The sequence below is a fragment of the Mesorhizobium japonicum MAFF 303099 genome (assembly GCF_000009625.1).
GTDB lineage: Bacteria > Pseudomonadota > Alphaproteobacteria > Rhizobiales > Rhizobiaceae > Mesorhizobium > Mesorhizobium japonicum.
The window spans coordinates 2,905,269-2,918,895 of record NC_002678.2 but is presented as its reverse complement, the minus strand read 5'-3'; the positions used below and the strand labels follow the sequence as shown (position 1 = coordinate 2,918,895).

General features: G+C 64.6%; 14 protein-coding genes and 1 pseudogene. 7 read left to right on the top strand and 8 right to left on the bottom strand.

Going from position 1 to position 13,627, the window contains the following annotated elements; genetic code table 11:
- Positions 1 to 10: 10 nt before the first annotated feature.
- Positions 11 to 163: pseudogene (locus tag MAFF_RS37700) on the bottom strand (HAD-IA family hydrolase); the annotation flags it as partial.
- Between the two features lie 165 nt (positions 164 to 328).
- Between MAFF_RS37700 and MAFF_RS15290 the strand changes: the two are divergent.
- On the top strand, positions 329 to 1,390 hold the full coding sequence (locus MAFF_RS15290) for a DUF930 domain-containing protein (RefSeq protein WP_044550962.1): 1,062 nt from the start codon (positions 329 to 331) through the stop codon (positions 1,388 to 1,390).
- A 1-nt stretch (position 1,391) separates the two neighbouring features.
- Here MAFF_RS15290 and MAFF_RS15285 read toward each other — a convergent pair whose 3' ends face one another.
- Together MAFF_RS15285 and MAFF_RS15280 are read right to left on the bottom strand one after the other, a co-directional pair.
- The gene (locus MAFF_RS15285) at positions 1,392 to 2,066 is read right to left on the bottom strand and encodes an HAD family hydrolase (protein ID WP_010911820.1); all 675 of its coding nucleotides are present in this window, start codon (positions 2,064 to 2,066) and stop codon (positions 1,392 to 1,394) included.
- A gap of 104 nt (positions 2,067 to 2,170) precedes the next feature.
- A complete protein-coding gene (locus MAFF_RS15280) occupies positions 2,171 to 2,812 on the bottom strand; it encodes a hypothetical protein (RefSeq protein WP_032933820.1) in 642 nt (213 codons plus the stop codon).
- A gap of 191 nt (positions 2,813 to 3,003) precedes the next feature.
- Between MAFF_RS15280 and MAFF_RS15275 the strand changes: the two genes are divergently transcribed.
- From MAFF_RS15275 to ptsP, 5 genes are all read left to right on the top strand, one after another.
- A complete protein-coding gene (locus tag MAFF_RS15275; RefSeq protein ID WP_032931910.1) occupies positions 3,004 to 3,441 on the top strand; it encodes a transcriptional regulator GutM in 438 nt (145 codons plus the stop codon).
- A 49-nt stretch (positions 3,442 to 3,490) separates the two neighbouring features.
- A complete protein-coding gene (gene srlA / locus MAFF_RS15270) occupies positions 3,491 to 4,252 on the top strand; it encodes a PTS glucitol/sorbitol transporter subunit IIC (RefSeq protein WP_027047456.1) in 762 nt (253 codons plus the stop codon).
- 16 nt (positions 4,253 to 4,268) lie between these two features.
- Positions 4,269 to 5,273 carry a PTS glucitol/sorbitol transporter subunit IIB gene (gene srlE, locus MAFF_RS15265; protein WP_010911816.1) on the top strand — a complete coding sequence of 335 codons (1,005 nt, stop codon included), beginning with the start codon at positions 4,269 to 4,271 and terminating at the stop codon, positions 5,271 to 5,273.
- 27 nt (positions 5,274 to 5,300) lie between these two features.
- Positions 5,301 to 5,681, top strand: a complete 381-nt coding sequence (locus tag MAFF_RS15260; protein WP_010911815.1) for a PTS glucitol/sorbitol transporter subunit IIA — start codon at positions 5,301 to 5,303, stop codon at positions 5,679 to 5,681.
- Between the two features lie 158 nt (positions 5,682 to 5,839).
- Positions 5,840 to 7,822 (top strand): phosphoenolpyruvate--protein phosphotransferase, encoded by a 1,983-nt coding sequence (gene ptsP / locus MAFF_RS15255; RefSeq protein ID WP_044548361.1) that lies wholly within the window; start codon positions 5,840 to 5,842, stop codon positions 7,820 to 7,822.
- Between the two features lie 121 nt (positions 7,823 to 7,943).
- On the opposite strand, the gene MAFF_RS15250 is transcribed toward ptsP, so the two are convergent.
- Positions 7,944 to 8,342, bottom strand: a complete 399-nt coding sequence (locus tag MAFF_RS15250; protein ID WP_010911813.1) for a GFA family protein — start codon at positions 8,340 to 8,342, stop codon at positions 7,944 to 7,946.
- A 137-nt stretch (positions 8,343 to 8,479) separates the two neighbouring features.
- The gene (locus MAFF_RS15245) at positions 8,480 to 9,274 is read right to left on the bottom strand and encodes a hypothetical protein (protein ID WP_010911812.1); all 795 of its coding nucleotides are present in this window, start codon (positions 9,272 to 9,274) and stop codon (positions 8,480 to 8,482) included.
- 156 nt (positions 9,275 to 9,430) lie between these two features.
- Between MAFF_RS15245 and MAFF_RS15240 the strand changes: the two genes are divergently transcribed.
- A complete protein-coding gene (locus MAFF_RS15240; protein WP_032931905.1) occupies positions 9,431 to 10,456 on the top strand; it encodes a sugar-binding transcriptional regulator in 1,026 nt (341 codons plus the stop codon).
- Here MAFF_RS15240 and MAFF_RS15235 read toward each other — a convergent pair.
- From MAFF_RS15235 to MAFF_RS15225, 3 genes are read right to left on the bottom strand one after another with little or no spacing between them, the layout of a single operon-like run.
- The gene (locus MAFF_RS15235) at positions 10,443 to 11,294 is read right to left on the bottom strand and encodes a TIGR01459 family HAD-type hydrolase (protein ID WP_010911810.1); all 852 of its coding nucleotides are present in this window, start codon (positions 11,292 to 11,294) and stop codon (positions 10,443 to 10,445) included. The genes MAFF_RS15240 and MAFF_RS15235 overlap by 14 nt on opposite strands.
- Entirely contained in the window at positions 11,291 to 12,565 is a 1,275-nt protein-coding gene (locus MAFF_RS15230) for an FGGY-family carbohydrate kinase (protein ID WP_010911809.1), read from the bottom strand. Before MAFF_RS15230 ends, MAFF_RS15235 begins: the two co-directional genes overlap by 4 nt.
- 15 nt (positions 12,566 to 12,580) lie before the next feature.
- Entirely contained in the window at positions 12,581 to 13,624 is a 1,044-nt protein-coding gene (locus MAFF_RS15225) for a class II aldolase/adducin family protein (protein WP_010911808.1), read from the bottom strand.
- Positions 13,625 to 13,627: the final 3 nt, after the last annotated feature.

The window sequence follows — 13,627 nt, the reverse complement described above, 5'->3', positions numbered from 1 at the left end:
TCAGTCACGCGGCGTGCTCGGCATAGGTGTGGCCGCCGCCGGTGTAGCCGATCGCCGTCATGCCCGCGGCGACCGCGCCCTGGATGCCGAAGGGCGAATCCTCGATGACGATGCAGTCGGCCGGGTCGGCACCCATCCTGGCGGCGAACTGGCTGATCTCAGGTCTTGATGGATCGGATCGTGGGCGGCCGCTCATTGAGCCGCCCCAGCGCCTTGGCCGGCTCGTCCTGGGTGTGGTGATCCAAATCGACAAGCTGCCAGCGGCTAAACCGCGCCAATCCCGCGCCTGTGCTTGAAGCCGCCGCTATTTCATTCCACATCGGTCATGATGAAGGACGAGGCACGAGAACGGCGTCGGAATCTGATGTGGGGCATCCCCGCATCGCTGATCCTGCACGTGCTTGTCGCGACGCTCCTTGTGTATGGCCTGCCCGTGGCTCCCCAACAGCCGCGCGAGGAGCAGCCAGTCAATGTCGCCATCGTGCCTCCGCCCGATCAGCCAAAGCCGAAACCTGTTCCGCCGGCGCCAAAGCCACCGGAACCGAAGGTTGAAAAGCCGCCTGAGCAGAAAGTTGAGAAACAACCTCCGTCGGAGAAGCAGCCGAAGGCACCGCCAGTCGAGGTCCTGAAGCCTGTTTTTCAGTACGGCGACAAGGATACCGGCCCGAGGAAATCCCTGGATGGGGCCAGCGCCCAAGACAGCTCGCCGTCGCCGGCCAAGGATGACGATTCGAAGCCGCCTGCCGTGCCGAAGCCTGCAGACAGCCAACCTGTCACGCCGCCAGACTCCGAGCAGCAGGCAGCTTCAAGCACGGAGATGGATAAACAACAGGCAGCTAAACAGGAGCCAGACAAACAGGCGGCGCTCGACGACGCCAAGCAACAGGGCGCGGCACCAGCGCCTTTGGCTGCCGATAGCGGCGGCGAGATCGAGCTTCCCACATCAGCCGAAGCACCAAAGCCCAAACCCGCAAATGCGCCGAAGCCGAGTCTCTCAAAGGCCTTGAAGTCTGCATCTCGGAAGGACTCGGGCCTTCCGGGTGTTCGCAGGCTCTACTCGCAGGGCGCTACCGGCGATGCGCTGGCCACGACCTCGATGGGCGGGGTGCCTCGCGGTCAGCGTGCGGCCAAACTCTGCGCCAGCGCATTGCAGCAGGAGCTGCTGGATGCTTCCTATTTTCCCAAATGGGTACCGTCTATTCCGCTGAAGGTGGGCAATATTCTAGACGCCCCGGATGTTGCGTTCAGCACGACAACCACATGGTACCATCTGAGCTTTCGGTGCGAGGTCGACACCGATGCGACGAAGGTCGTATCCTTCAACTTCCGCGTGGGCGCACCAATTCCGCCCAGCGAATGGGCCGCTCTCAGATTACCCAGTCCCTACTAGATCAGGCCGGCACGCCGAGCCCGGACAATTGCCGGCTAACTTCGTGCCAGTCGGCGCAGACGAAATCGGCGCCGGCCGCCGTCAGTCGCGCAGCGTGCTCGGCATAGGTGTGACCGCCGCCGGTGTAGCCGATCGCCGTCATGCCGGCGGCGACCGCGCCCTGGATGCCGAAGGGCGAATCCTCAATGACGATGCAGTCGGCCGGGTCGGCGCCCATCCTGGCGGCGGCGAACAGGAAGATGTCGGGCGCCGGCTTGCCGTTCTTGACCATCGAGGAGCTGTAGATCGCCTCGCCGAAGATATGCGCCAGCCCGGTGACGGCAAGGCTGTGGTTTATGCGCTCGACGGAGGACGATGAGGCGACGCAGCGGTCGCCCTCGAGCGTTTCCAGAAATGCCGCGATCCCCGGGGTCGGCTTCAATTCCTCGGTGAACAGCACTTTGGTCTCTGCCCAGATATCGCCATCGGCGGCAGCGGGAAACTGGTGGCCGGTCAGTTCCCTGATCCGGGCGATGATGTCGGACTGCTTCATGCCGACGCATTGGGCGATGATGCCGCCATGGACGCCCGGCATGCCGTGCTTTTCATAGACGCGCTCATATGCCCTGGCGGCCAGCGGCTCGCTGTCGACGAGAACACCGTCGCAATCGAAAATGATAGGCCTTGGTCGCGCCACGCGCTCGTCTCCTCACGTCAATTCCGCACATCGCTATCGGCAAAAAGTCAGATGTTCAATAGTGCGATGTCTCGGGCACGATTTGGGGCTGAAATGGCGGGCAGTCAAAGCTGGCGCAGCGCGTCGCTTGCGCGGCCGGATCCGAGCGCCCGTTGCATGGCTTGCCGGGACTGTGCGCGGTCCGGCGTGATCCAGTTCGGCTCGGCACCGAGGAAGCGGTCGAGGAAAGCCACCGCGTAGGCCGGCATCTCGGTGACATTCTCGCGATAGGACCACCAGGTGCGCAGATCGTCGGCGCATTTGTCGATGCTGGGCGCCTTGCCGAACTCCTGCTCATAGATCGCCGAAATCACCGAGACGCAGTAGTTGGTGTAGAGGAAACCTTCCGGCCAGAAGCGGATGATTTCCAGCGTGCCGGCATTCTGATCCGTTTCGATGAGCTCGGCGAGGCCGGAGATTTCCCGGGCCGGCGCCTGCTTGATCAACTCGCGCAGCACCAGGCCGGCGGCAAAGACGATGAAGTCGGCGCGGTCGATCGCGGCAAAGCGCTTTTGTGCCTCCATGATCTCGACCCAGTCGAGAAAAGCTCGGGTCAACTTCGCCTCGTCGATCTCGAAGCGCACGCCGAATGTGTCCGAGACCACCTTGGCGCTGCCGCGGAAAGTGGCGCGGAACCAGCGCAGCTGCCGCAACCGGTGGCGCAGGTCGGGCATAAGGGCCAGTTCATCCCTGAAGGGCAGTTCCATTTCATGCATCCCGTTTGACGACAGGCTACCACAGCCATGCCGCCGCCGAAATCGGCAGACGGCCCTGTGGATGGCGTAGCGGAGGCCAATATCATACATATTGACATTCGCGGAAACAAATGTTCTCACTTTGATGTTGTCGCGTGCCGGTCCAAGGTGCGGTTCAACATAGGCTTCGGGAGGAGAACCGAATGGCGATTTGGCAGTGGGGACTGCTTCTGCTGGTTATTGTGTGGGCGCTGCAGTCGCTCGGCGTCTGGCTGCAGATGCGGCACTATTCGGATGTCTTCCGGGGCGTCACCGACCAGTACAAGGACGGCTTCGTCGGAGCCGGCAATTTTCGCGGCCGGCTGGCCAAGGGCACCATCGCGCTCGTCGTGGTGACGCCTGACCTGATCGTGCGCCGCCTGATGGTGATGAGCGGCCGGTCCGTCTTCACCAAATTCAAAAGACATGAAGAATTCGAGGGTGTTCCCCTCGATCGAGTCCGGTCCAACCCTGCGATCATGGGGGAGGGGGAACCCGGTGTGGCCGAGGCCGTGAAGCGGGCGATCGAACAGATCGACAAAGCACGGTCGGAGCCGGGGAAGAAGCCGGGTCTATCCGGTTTGAACGTAGCAAGGGCCTAGAGGAGGCCGCACCGACTGGGATAACCGGCGGGCGGCATAAGGAGGAGAAATGTCTGTATTTTCGTTGTTGGCGCAGCATGCCGACATGGCCGTGCACAATCTGCATGTCGCAGGTGCCATGGTCTCGGATGCTGCATTGCATGGCAAGCTCGCCGTCGAGCATGCTTCCGACCATCTCGTTGTCCTGGCGCAAGCAGACAGCGGACCCATAACCGTCGATCAGTTCAAGGAAAAGCTGAAGGAAGTCCAGCAGGAAGAGCAGCTCGGCTGGCTGACCGCCATCGGCAAGTACTTCATCGGCATCTTCCAGAAGGGCGGCGAAGTGTTCGCCGGCTTCGTCACCGGCATCATTCCGACGCTGGTGGTGCTGATGACCGCCTTCTACGCCGTCACCGAACTGGTCGGCGAGGAGCGCGTGCATGGCCTGGCGCGCGGCGCCGGCAGGATTGCCTTGACCCGCTATACGCTGCTGCCGCTGCTGGCGGTGTTCTTCCTCACCAATCCGATGGCCTACACGTTCGGATCGTTTCTGGAAGAAAAGCACAAGCCGGCCTTCTATGACGCGGCCGTGTCCTACGTGCATCCGCCGCTCGGCCTGTTCCCGCACATCAATCCCGGCGAATATTTCGTCTGGGGCGGCATTCTCGTGGCTCTGCTCGAGCTCGAGAAAAAGGGCGTTGTCGTCGCCGGTTACCACGTCAAAGTGGCGATCTGGTACGCCATTGTCGGCCTCGTCGTCATCCTGCTCAAGGGCATGCTGACCGAGCGCATCACCACCATCATGGCACGCCGCCAGGGCGTCGAGCTGTAAGGGCGGGGAGGACATCATGGACAGGACATTCAAAGCCGTAAAGATCTCCCGGGGCAACACAGGCTGGGGCGGCCCGCTCGTCATCGAGCCGACCGCGCAGCGCGACAAGGTCGTCTCCGTCACCGGCGGCGGCATCCATCCCGTCGCCCAACTCATCGCCGACATGACCGGCGCCACGGCCGTCGACGGCTTCAAGGCGCCGCCAATCGAAGGTGAGATGGCGGTGGTCGTCGTCGATTGCGGCGGCACCGCACGTTGCGGCGTCTATCCGCGCAAGCGCATCCCGACCGTCAATCTGACGCCGGTCGGCCAGGCTGGGCCGCTCGCCCAGTTCATCACGGAGGACATCTACGTTTCGGGCGTGAAGCCGGCCAACGTCACTATGGCGGACGGGTCCGAGGCGGTCACCACTGCGGGGGGAGCAGCATCGATGAGTTCAGGCAATAACACTGCTGCCGCGGCGCCACAGCCGCTGCCGAGCGAAGGCGGGCTGATCGGCCTGATCAGCTCGATCGGCCGCGTCATGGGCCGGGTGGTCGGCATCTTCTTCAATGCCGGCCGCCGCACGATCGACCAGGTGGTGCGCAACGTGCTGCCGTTCATGGCCTTCGTGACCATGCTCATCGGCCTGATCCTCTACACCGGCATCGGCGACGTGCTCGCCCAGCCGATGGGGCCGCTGGCCAACAATATTGTCGGCCTGCTGATCATCTCGGCCATTTGCGGCCTGCCATTCCTGTCGCCCATCCTCGGGCCAGGCGCCGTCATCGCGCAGGTCATCGGCGTCGCCATCATCGGCCCGCAGATCGCCAACGGCACGATTTCGCCGGCAATGGCGCTGCCGGCGCTGTTTGCCTACAATACCCAGGTGGGTTGCGACTTCGTCCCCGTCGGCCTGGCGCTCGGTGAAGCCAAGCCGAAGACGATCGAAATCGGTGTGCCGGCGGTGCTCATCAGCCGCCAGATCATGGGTCCGGTCTCGGTGCTGATCGCCTGGGTCGTCAGCCTGATCGTGTTTTAAAAACAGTAAGGAAATGAGGTTCGCCACATGTCGGTTCTGCTGAGAACAAGGGTCACTTCCATCGGACCCGAAGTGGCGGATCTTGCCGAAGGGGGCGTGGTCATCCTGTTTGCGGATGGCTCGCCGCCGGAGCTTGCCGAGGTTTCGGTGCTCCACAAGACGGAGCTCGGACCCAGCGACGGCGCGCCGCAAAAGGGCGCGTCGATCACCCTTGGTCCGGTTTCCGCTGTCATAACCGCCGTCGGCTCCAGTGCGTGGAGCAAGGTGCTCGAGATGGGCCATGTCGTCATCTCGTTCAACGGCGCCACCGAGGCCGAGAGGCCGGGCGAAATCTGTGCATCGCAGGTCGATGCCCAGGCGCTCGTAGCCGCCCTGAAGACGGACGCGATCATCACCATCGCCGCCTGAAGCATTCGCGCCGCAGCCCATCTGGTTTTGGCTCCAGAGCAATTCTAGGAAAAGTGTGAAACGGTTTTCCGCCCGGAATTGCGTTAGAACAAAGAGTTAGAGCAATTCGCCGTTTCCGAGAAACGACGAATTGCTCTAGGAAAAGCAGAGTATTTGCCATGGAACGCTCGACCATCGTCAGAGTGCATGAAGGTTTGCACGCCCGTCCCGCCACGCGGTTCGTCAAGCTCGCCAAGGGCTTCGAATCCGATGTCGAACTGGTCAAGGACGGCAAGGCGGTCAGCGCCAAGAGCTCCGTCAAGCTGATGCTGCTGGCGGTCAAGGAAAACCAGGAAGTCACCGTGCGGGCGAACGGCGCCGATGCCATCGAGGCGATCGAAGCGCTGATCGGCTATCTGGAAAACCCCGAGGCGGGTCTCGACGACGAGGCCGAGCCGCAGAGCCCGGCCAATGATGCCGGCCAGGCGGCACCCGCACCGGCACCCCAATCCGTGCCGGCTGTAACAGGCGAAGCGAACGGCTTGCGCGGTGTCGCAGCCAGCGAGGGCGTCGCGATCGGGCCGGCCTTCGCGCATTTCCCGCCCGAGATCGCCGCACAGGGCCGCGTGTTGCAGGCCAGCGAGATCGTCGGCGAGATTGACAGGTTCCGTGCCGCCGTCGCCGCCGTCCAGGCGCGCATGGACCGGGCCTTGGCGCAGGACAGCCTGTCGGCCGGAGACCGAGGCATCGTCGCGGCACTCAGGGATATCGCCGCCGACGACAGCCTGACCGGCGAGGCCGAAAAGGCGATCAGGGGCGGCAACGACGCGGTCTCGGCCGTCATTACCGCAGCCGCCACCATCGCCGCCGATTTCAGCGCGGTTGACGATCACTACCTCAATGCGCGGGCCGACGATGTCCATGCCGTCGGACGGCAGATCTGCCTGGTGCTGCTTGGCCAGGACGACGTCAGCCTCGAAAGCATGCCCGAAGGCGCCATTCTGATCGCCGACGATATCGGCGCCTGGGATTTGGCGCGTGCGCCGCTGAAACGCATTGGCGGGGTGATTTGCGGCCATGGCGGCGCCACCTCGCACATCGCCATCATCGCGCGCTCGCACGGCATTCCGGCGGTGCTGGGCCTTGGCGACCAGGTCAATGCCTTGCGCACCGCGCGCGACGTCGCGCTCGACGGCAACACCGGCCATGTGATCGTCGACCCGGACGCGGCGACACGCGCCGACTATGGGGGCCGCGTCGAAGCAGCGGCGAAGGAACGCGCCGGCCTGACCACCTTCAAGACGGTGACGCCGAAGCGCGCCGACGGCAAGGTGATCGAGGTTGCGGCCAATATCGGTTCGCTCGAGGAAATCGAGGCGGCGCAGGAAGCGGGCGCCATGGGCGTCGGGCTGTTCCGCACCGAGTTGCTGTTCATGCGCCATATGCACCTCCCCTCGGAGGACATGCAGGCCGAGACCTATGCGGCGCTGGCCAAGGCCTTCGCCCCCCATCCGGTCATCGTACGCACGCTCGACATCGGCGGCGACAAGCCGATCGCCGGCATCGAGTTTCCCGACGAGGACAATCCCTTTCTCGGCTGGCGCGGCATCCGCATGTGCCTCGACCGGCCGGATATCTTCAAGCGCCAGCTCAGGGCGCTGCTGAGGGCGGCCGTGCAGGGCAACATCAAGGTGATGCTGCCGATGGTGTCCGATATTTCCGAAGTCACGCGCACCCGCGCACTGGTCGATGAATGCGCCGCCGAACTCAAGGCCGAAGGCGTGCCGCATGCAACATTCGATCTCGGCGTGATGATCGAAACTCCGGCCGCCGTGCTGATCGCTCCGGCGCTGGCCAAGGAAGTGGCCTTCTTCTCGATCGGCACCAACGATCTGACCCAGTACATCATGGCCGCCGACCGGCTCAACCCGACCGTCGCCAAGCTCAATGACGTCACCAATCCGGCGGTCATGTCGGCGATCGAGCTGACGGCCAAAGCCGGCGTCGCCGCCGGCATCATGGTGGGCATGTGCGGCGAGGCGGCCGGACGCCCGGATCTGATCCCGGCCTTCATCGAGATGGGCCTGACCGAGCTTTCGATGAGCCCGGCCTCGATCCAGCGCGCCAAGAAGACAATCACGGCCATGGCCGCTGGGGAATAGCCTGCATACCCATAAAGGCTAGCAAGTTCTAGAATGCTTCGATCTCCTTGATGGGAGACTGATCATGGGACATGGGCGATATCACCTTGCGCTTTGGTTCGCCTTGGGCGGAGTGCGAAGCCTAGTCTTTCGTATAGTCAGGCCCTACACGTGTCGGCAGGCCGTCGGCGAGTTTCAACCAAGGCAGCTTCTCCTCAAAAGCGACGTGCAGCGTTGGTGCAAATTTTTCCGGCTCCTCCATCGCCGCGGCAAAAAAATGCATGACACCGGACATGTTCTTTGAGCAGAAGGACAGCGGCGAGCCACAGTGATCGCAAAATGTTCTTTCCACACCGGGAGAAGAGTTGAATATCTTCGGTGGCTTGCCCAGCCACCGCCATTGGTCGTCCAAGACGCCAATGTAGGTGGTCATCGGCGCAGAACATTGCCGCCGACAACTTTCACAATGACAGCTCACGCATGCTTGTGTCGGGCCGTCGACTTCAAAAGCAATAGCGCCGCATAAGCAATGACCGCGCATGCAGATTCTCCCCGAGTCACTGACCTGATCGATAATTTATACCGGCCATAGTGAGGGAGTCGCTATGAAATGCGCTGAGCTGGCGCCCAATTCCGACATTCGACGCAAGCAATTGTGTTCGCGTGCGCGCCGGAAGCTTACGGCAAATGCGCAAGCAAGGTGGCAAAGACTGGTGTCAGTTCCTCGACCGGGCTTGCCTTGGCGCAGGCCTGCGCGATGCGGTCGTGACGGATATCGGCAGCCAGGATCGCGATCTCCAGCATGTCGGGCTCCGGCGCGCCGTCACGGCCGGTTGTCGCCAGGCCGCAGGCCAGAACCACCGGCGCCAGGCAGCTTATGTCGAGCGCGCGCTCCCCGGCCGTTTCCGGCGCGGCTTCGCCAAGGTGCACCGGACGCTGGTTGAGCAGTTCGGCCAGCAGCGCCGCGCAAGTGGCCGCGATTGCCTGCAGCCCGGCGCCCGGCGCGGTCAACGCGGCCAGGAGATCACCATGGCGCTTGCGCATCGTGGCATGCGCGGCGGCGAAATCGGCTTCGTGGATGCGGGCATTGTCGATCTTCAGCCCGGCGAGCACCGCCTTGGTCAAATAGTACATGTCGCGCCGGAACAGGCGCTCGGCGCTCAACTGCTGGTCTTCGTTCCCGGCCGGGAAATAGGTGCCGAGGCCTTTCACGGTCGTGCCGTCCACCTTGATCGGCCGCTCATGCGGAACAAAGGATTCGGCGATCGACAGCGCTTCGTCGACGGCGCTGGCGGCATGGCTGAGCAGGCCTTCGATGCCCTTGCCCGGAAATGGCGGCAGATGGCTGGTCGCTTCGCGCAGCACGCTGGCGTCACCGGTGCCGTCATGACGGCTTTGCCGGATGATGTCGCGGACTTCCCGCAACCGATCCTTCAAATTGACGCGGACGTCTTCGGAGATTTGTCGGAGCATCGCGGTCTGCCTCGAAAGTAGCTTGAAGGGCGGCCGGCGAGGGGCCAGCCGCCGACTCTACATTGTTCCTATCGATTGGTAGATCAATAGGCGATACTAGACCAGCACGCAGAATCGGCGACGGCGCGCTCGACCGTCGCCGCGGGGGAGGGATGATTGGCCAGGCGACGACAAACCGAAGAGGGGCGGGCCGAAGAGAGGCGGGCAGGAGCCGAGGCGACCGAGCAGGTCGCCAGTGAAAGCCGGACGGACCGCCTCAGGATTCGCGCCGCCTGGATGTATTTCGTCGAGCAGATGACGCAGAACGAGATCGCCGACGTGCTTGGCGTCGGCCGCGTCACCATCGTGCGCATGCTGGCCGAGGCGCGTTCGCGCAACGAGGTGAAGATCACCATCGAGAGCGAATTGTCGGAGATCGTGCGGCTGGAGCGCGCCCTGGAGCGGACGTTCGGCCTGCAGCAGGCGCTGGTCGCCCCGCTCACCGCACCCAATGCCGATCCGATCCCGGCGATCAGCGCCAAGACCGGCGCTTTCCTGTCCGACACGATGAAATCCGGCATGCGCGTCGGCGTCGGCTGGGGCCGGACGCTGTTCTCCAGCCTGCCCTTCATCAGCGCCAAGTCGCTCTCAGACTTCAAGGTCATCTCGCTGCTCGGCGGTGTCGGCGTCGTGCGGCGCTACAACCCGGCCGAGTTCGCCTGGCGGTTCGCGCAGATATTCCAGGGCGACGGCTATCTGATCCCGACGCCGGCCGTCGTCGACAGCGTCGAGACGAAGATCGCACTGGTCGAGCGCTGCGGCCTGCAGGAGGTTTTCGAGATGGCCAACGTGCTCGATGCGGTTCTGCTGAGCGTCGGCGGCATCGCCTCGGCCACCACCTTCTCCCGCGGCGGCTTTCTCAGGGAAGCAGACCGCGAGGCCCTGCTCGAGCGTGGCGCCGTCGGCGACCTTCTGTTCCATTTCTTCGACCGAAATGGCGATCTGGTCGACCATCCCGTCAACAGCCATGTGATGTCGGTGGAAGTCGACCGCCTGCGCGCGGCGCCGATCCGCATCCTCACCTCCGGCGGCGAGGAGAAGACCGAGGCGCTGCTCGGCGCCATGAACCTGATCGCGCCGACGATCCTGATCACCGACGAGGAAAGCGCCAAGCGCATGCTCGAAGCGGTCAGCGAAGGCTGAAGGACCCCGTGACATAGTCGGGCCAGGCCTGCTGCTCGTCGAAAACGGCGGCAAGATCCGGTGTGTCCGCCAATATGCCGCCGAGCACCAGCGCCGTGGCGATGCCGACGCCGTTGCCGCCAGCAATGTCGTGCTCGATGCTGTCGCCGACGCAGACCACGCTGCCGCGCTCAGGCTCGCCGGCCAGCGCAAGAGCCGCATCGAAGATCGCCGGATAGGGTTTGCCGACGCGGATGACGCTGCCGCCCAGGCTTTCGTAGAGATCGGCGATCTCGCCGGCGCCGAAGCGCGGCCCGACCGCCGTCAGCATGATCCTGTCGGGGTTGGTGCAGAAGCAAGGCACCTGCCGCGCCGCCGCCGGGGCGAGCAGTTCGCGATAATGGTCGAGGTCGTAGCGATCGCCTTCGCTGGCCGAGATCAGCACCAGTTCGGCGTCCTCGCCGGCCTCGGCCAGCACAAAGGGCAAGCCCTCGATCGCCGTGCGGTCGTTGTCGCGGCTGATCAGCAGGCATTTTGTCCCCGGACGTAGCTTTCCCGATGCCGCCATGTCGTTGAAGGATCGCCACGCCACCTCGCCGGAGGAGACAAAATGGTCCCAGCTGCCGGCGGCGAAGCCAAGTTTCAGGAGACGGACCTCATTGGGCCTGGCGCGCTTGCCGGAATTGGAGATCAGCACCACCGTCTTGCCGGCGCGCTTCAGCGCCGACAATGCCTCCACCGCACCGGGATAAGGAGCCTGACCGTCATGCAGCACGCCGAACTGGTCGAGCAGGAAGACCTGGTAGCGCTCAGCCAGCGGGCCGATACCGTCGAGGCGTTCGATTGTTTTCGCGCTCATACCAGTCCCGCCTTGTTTGCGCCCTTGAGCGCCAGCCGCGCCGTTCCGGCGGCCGCCTCGTCGGAAAGCGTGGGCAGGAAATCGACGCCGAGCTTGCGTTGCCGGATCGCCGTCCAAGCCGCGTTTGCCGCGCCGCCGCCGACGCTCCTGACAGAGGTCAGCGCCGGCGCGCCGAGTTCGGTCAGCCTGCGGTAGCCGAGCGCCTCGATCGCAGCCATGCCCTCGAACATCGCCTTGAGATAGTCGGCATCATCAGCTGGTCGTGGCGAAAGACGCGGCGGCAAGGTGGGATCGGCGATCGGAAATCGTTCACCCGGCGTACTCAGTGGATAGTAGTCGAGGCCGGTTTGCGTCGCGGGGTCGATTGCCGAGCTGAGTTCGACGATCCGCGCCAGCGGAAAATGCCGGGCCAGCACCTTGCCACCGGAATTCGACGCGCCGCCGGCCAGCCAGGTGTCGCCGAGGCGATGGCTGTAGATGCCGAAGCGCGGCGCCGAGATCGGCCGGTCGGACAGGATCTTGATGGTGAGTGAGGATCCCAGCGCCGTTACGCCGTCGCCGGTGGCAGTGGCGCCCGTCGCCAGGAACGAGGCGCAGCCATCCGTGGTGCCGGCGACCACGGCCACATCGCGTAGCAGGCCGAACAGATCCGCGGCGGCCGCGGTGAGCGTGCCGGTGACGTCGCCCGGCTCGACGACATCAGGCAGCAAGTCCATGCGCATGCCGGTGGCCGCGATCCAGTCCGGCCAGCGGCGCGCCTCGACATCATAACCTGTCTTCAGCGCATTGTTCTCGTCGCTCACGTCAAAGCGGCCGGAGAGGTTTGCGGCGATCCAGTCGGCCTGGTGCAGCACGGCCGCGATGCCGGGCAGATGCTGGAACCGCAACGCCTTGGCCAGGCCTGAAGTCGCGCCGTGCGCGGCGCTCGCGTCCGGCGCCTCGCGGGCGATGGCGGCCAGGATGTCGGCGTCGTCGACCTTGTCGTTGTACATCAGCGGTTCGGCCAGCGGCCGCCCGGCGGCGTCGACCGGCAGCAGCGTGCCCGACGTGCCGTCGACGGCGATGGCGCGGACAGCAGTGCGGTCGATGCCCGAAAGAAGTTCCATCAGAGCCGCCTGGACCGCTTGCCACCATGCCGAGGGCTCGCGGGGATTTTGACCGAATTTGTCGAGCCGAACGGCGGACTGGCCGGCAATGGAAAAATCCGGGCGCATGGCGACAGCGCGCGCGCCTGACGTGCCGATGTCGATGCCAATGACAAGGGGCATCATGTCTTCAGTCCTTTGCTAGCCGCCTGTGGCATTGAGCTTCTGGCGATACTGCTCGGCGTCCCAATTGACCAGTTCGTCGTTCTCGGCAGCGGTGAGATAATTCAGCCGCGCCGCGACATCGACGCGTGCCGTCACATCGGCGAGGCAGCGCTGCATGGCGTCGGCGCCGGCGCTGGCGTCGCCGCGCACCAGCACGCCGGCGCCGGGAAACAGGATTGCCACGGGTGCCGCGCCGAGGCGCGTGGCGACCCCCGCCGCGTTCTCGCCCGGCTTGGCCACCACCGAACCCTGGCCGAGGAAGATGACATGGTCCGGATAGAGGCTGCCGGCCTCCGCCATGCGGCGGCTTTGCGGATCGAGCGCAACTGCGTGGGCTTCCAAATCCGCCGGCAACCGATAGGCGCTGTCGGCGGCAAGCGCCGTCAGAGCCGCGATATCGGGCGCGGCTGTCGCGCGCGCCGGCCGAGCCAATAGCGAGCGGACACGGTGGAGCAGCCGCTGCGCCTCGGCGACGGTGTCGGCGGCGACGACCAGCCCATGATTGCCAAGGATCAGGACATCGACATTAGGCCGCAGTTTCTCGGAAATGCCGCGGGCGAGCGGCAGGCCCGGCCGGCAGTAGGGCACGTAGGCCCATTCGATGCCGCCGAGCCGCCTGGCGACCTCGGCCTCGCCATCGGCCTGCACGGCAAGCGAAATCGTGTCGACGCAGTGGACATGCAGAACCACGCGTTGCGGCATCAAGGCGTGCACTGTGGTTTCGATCGACGGGCGCAGGCCGCGCGGGTTGAGTTCATTAATGGCGAAGGCCTGCGGCTTGTCGGCGGCGGGATCGCCCTCTTCGACCGCCTCGAGCAGCGGCGCCATCGCCACCGGCACCATGATGTCGTCGCTGAGCGCATCCTTCAGCCAGGTACCGGAGGCCTTGATCCACAGCGTGTCGCCGGCCTTGAGCGAGGTGTTGCCGCCTGCAGCCTGGGTCATATGCGGGTTGAGCCCGATGCTGGCCGAAAGCGCCCGCAAGGCCGCCAGTTCCTGCGCGTCAGCTTGGGATGCCATGCG

Excerpts from the sequence above, each read along its gene's own strand:
- MAFF_RS15290 (WP_044550962.1), top strand. The coding sequence starts at position 329 with ATGAAGGACGAGGCACGAGAACGGCGTCGGAATCTGATGTGGGGCATC.
- MAFF_RS15280 (WP_032933820.1), bottom strand. The coding sequence starts at position 2,812 with ATGGAACTGCCCTTCAGGGATGAACTGGCCCTTATGCCCGACCTGCGC.
- MAFF_RS15275 (WP_032931910.1), top strand. The coding sequence starts at position 3,004 with ATGGCGATTTGGCAGTGGGGACTGCTTCTGCTGGTTATTGTGTGGGCG.
- srlA (WP_027047456.1), top strand. The coding sequence starts at position 3,491 with ATGTCTGTATTTTCGTTGTTGGCGCAGCATGCCGACATGGCCGTGCAC.
- srlE (WP_010911816.1), top strand. The coding sequence starts at position 4,269 with ATGGACAGGACATTCAAAGCCGTAAAGATCTCCCGGGGCAACACAGGC.
- MAFF_RS15260 (WP_010911815.1), top strand. The coding sequence starts at position 5,301 with ATGTCGGTTCTGCTGAGAACAAGGGTCACTTCCATCGGACCCGAAGTG.
- ptsP (WP_044548361.1), top strand. The coding sequence starts at position 5,840 with ATGGAACGCTCGACCATCGTCAGAGTGCATGAAGGTTTGCACGCCCGT.
- MAFF_RS15250 (WP_010911813.1), bottom strand. The coding sequence starts at position 8,342 with ATGCGCGGTCATTGCTTATGCGGCGCTATTGCTTTTGAAGTCGACGGC.
- MAFF_RS15245 (WP_010911812.1), bottom strand. The coding sequence starts at position 9,274 with ATGCTCCGACAAATCTCCGAAGACGTCCGCGTCAATTTGAAGGATCGG.
- MAFF_RS15235 (WP_010911810.1), bottom strand. The coding sequence starts at position 11,294 with ATGAGCGCGAAAACAATCGAACGCCTCGACGGTATCGGCCCGCTGGCT.
- MAFF_RS15230 (WP_010911809.1), bottom strand. The coding sequence starts at position 12,565 with ATGATGCCCCTTGTCATTGGCATCGACATCGGCACGTCAGGCGCGCGC.
- MAFF_RS15225 (WP_010911808.1), bottom strand. The coding sequence starts at position 13,624 with ATGGCATCCCAAGCTGACGCGCAGGAACTGGCGGCCTTGCGGGCGCTT.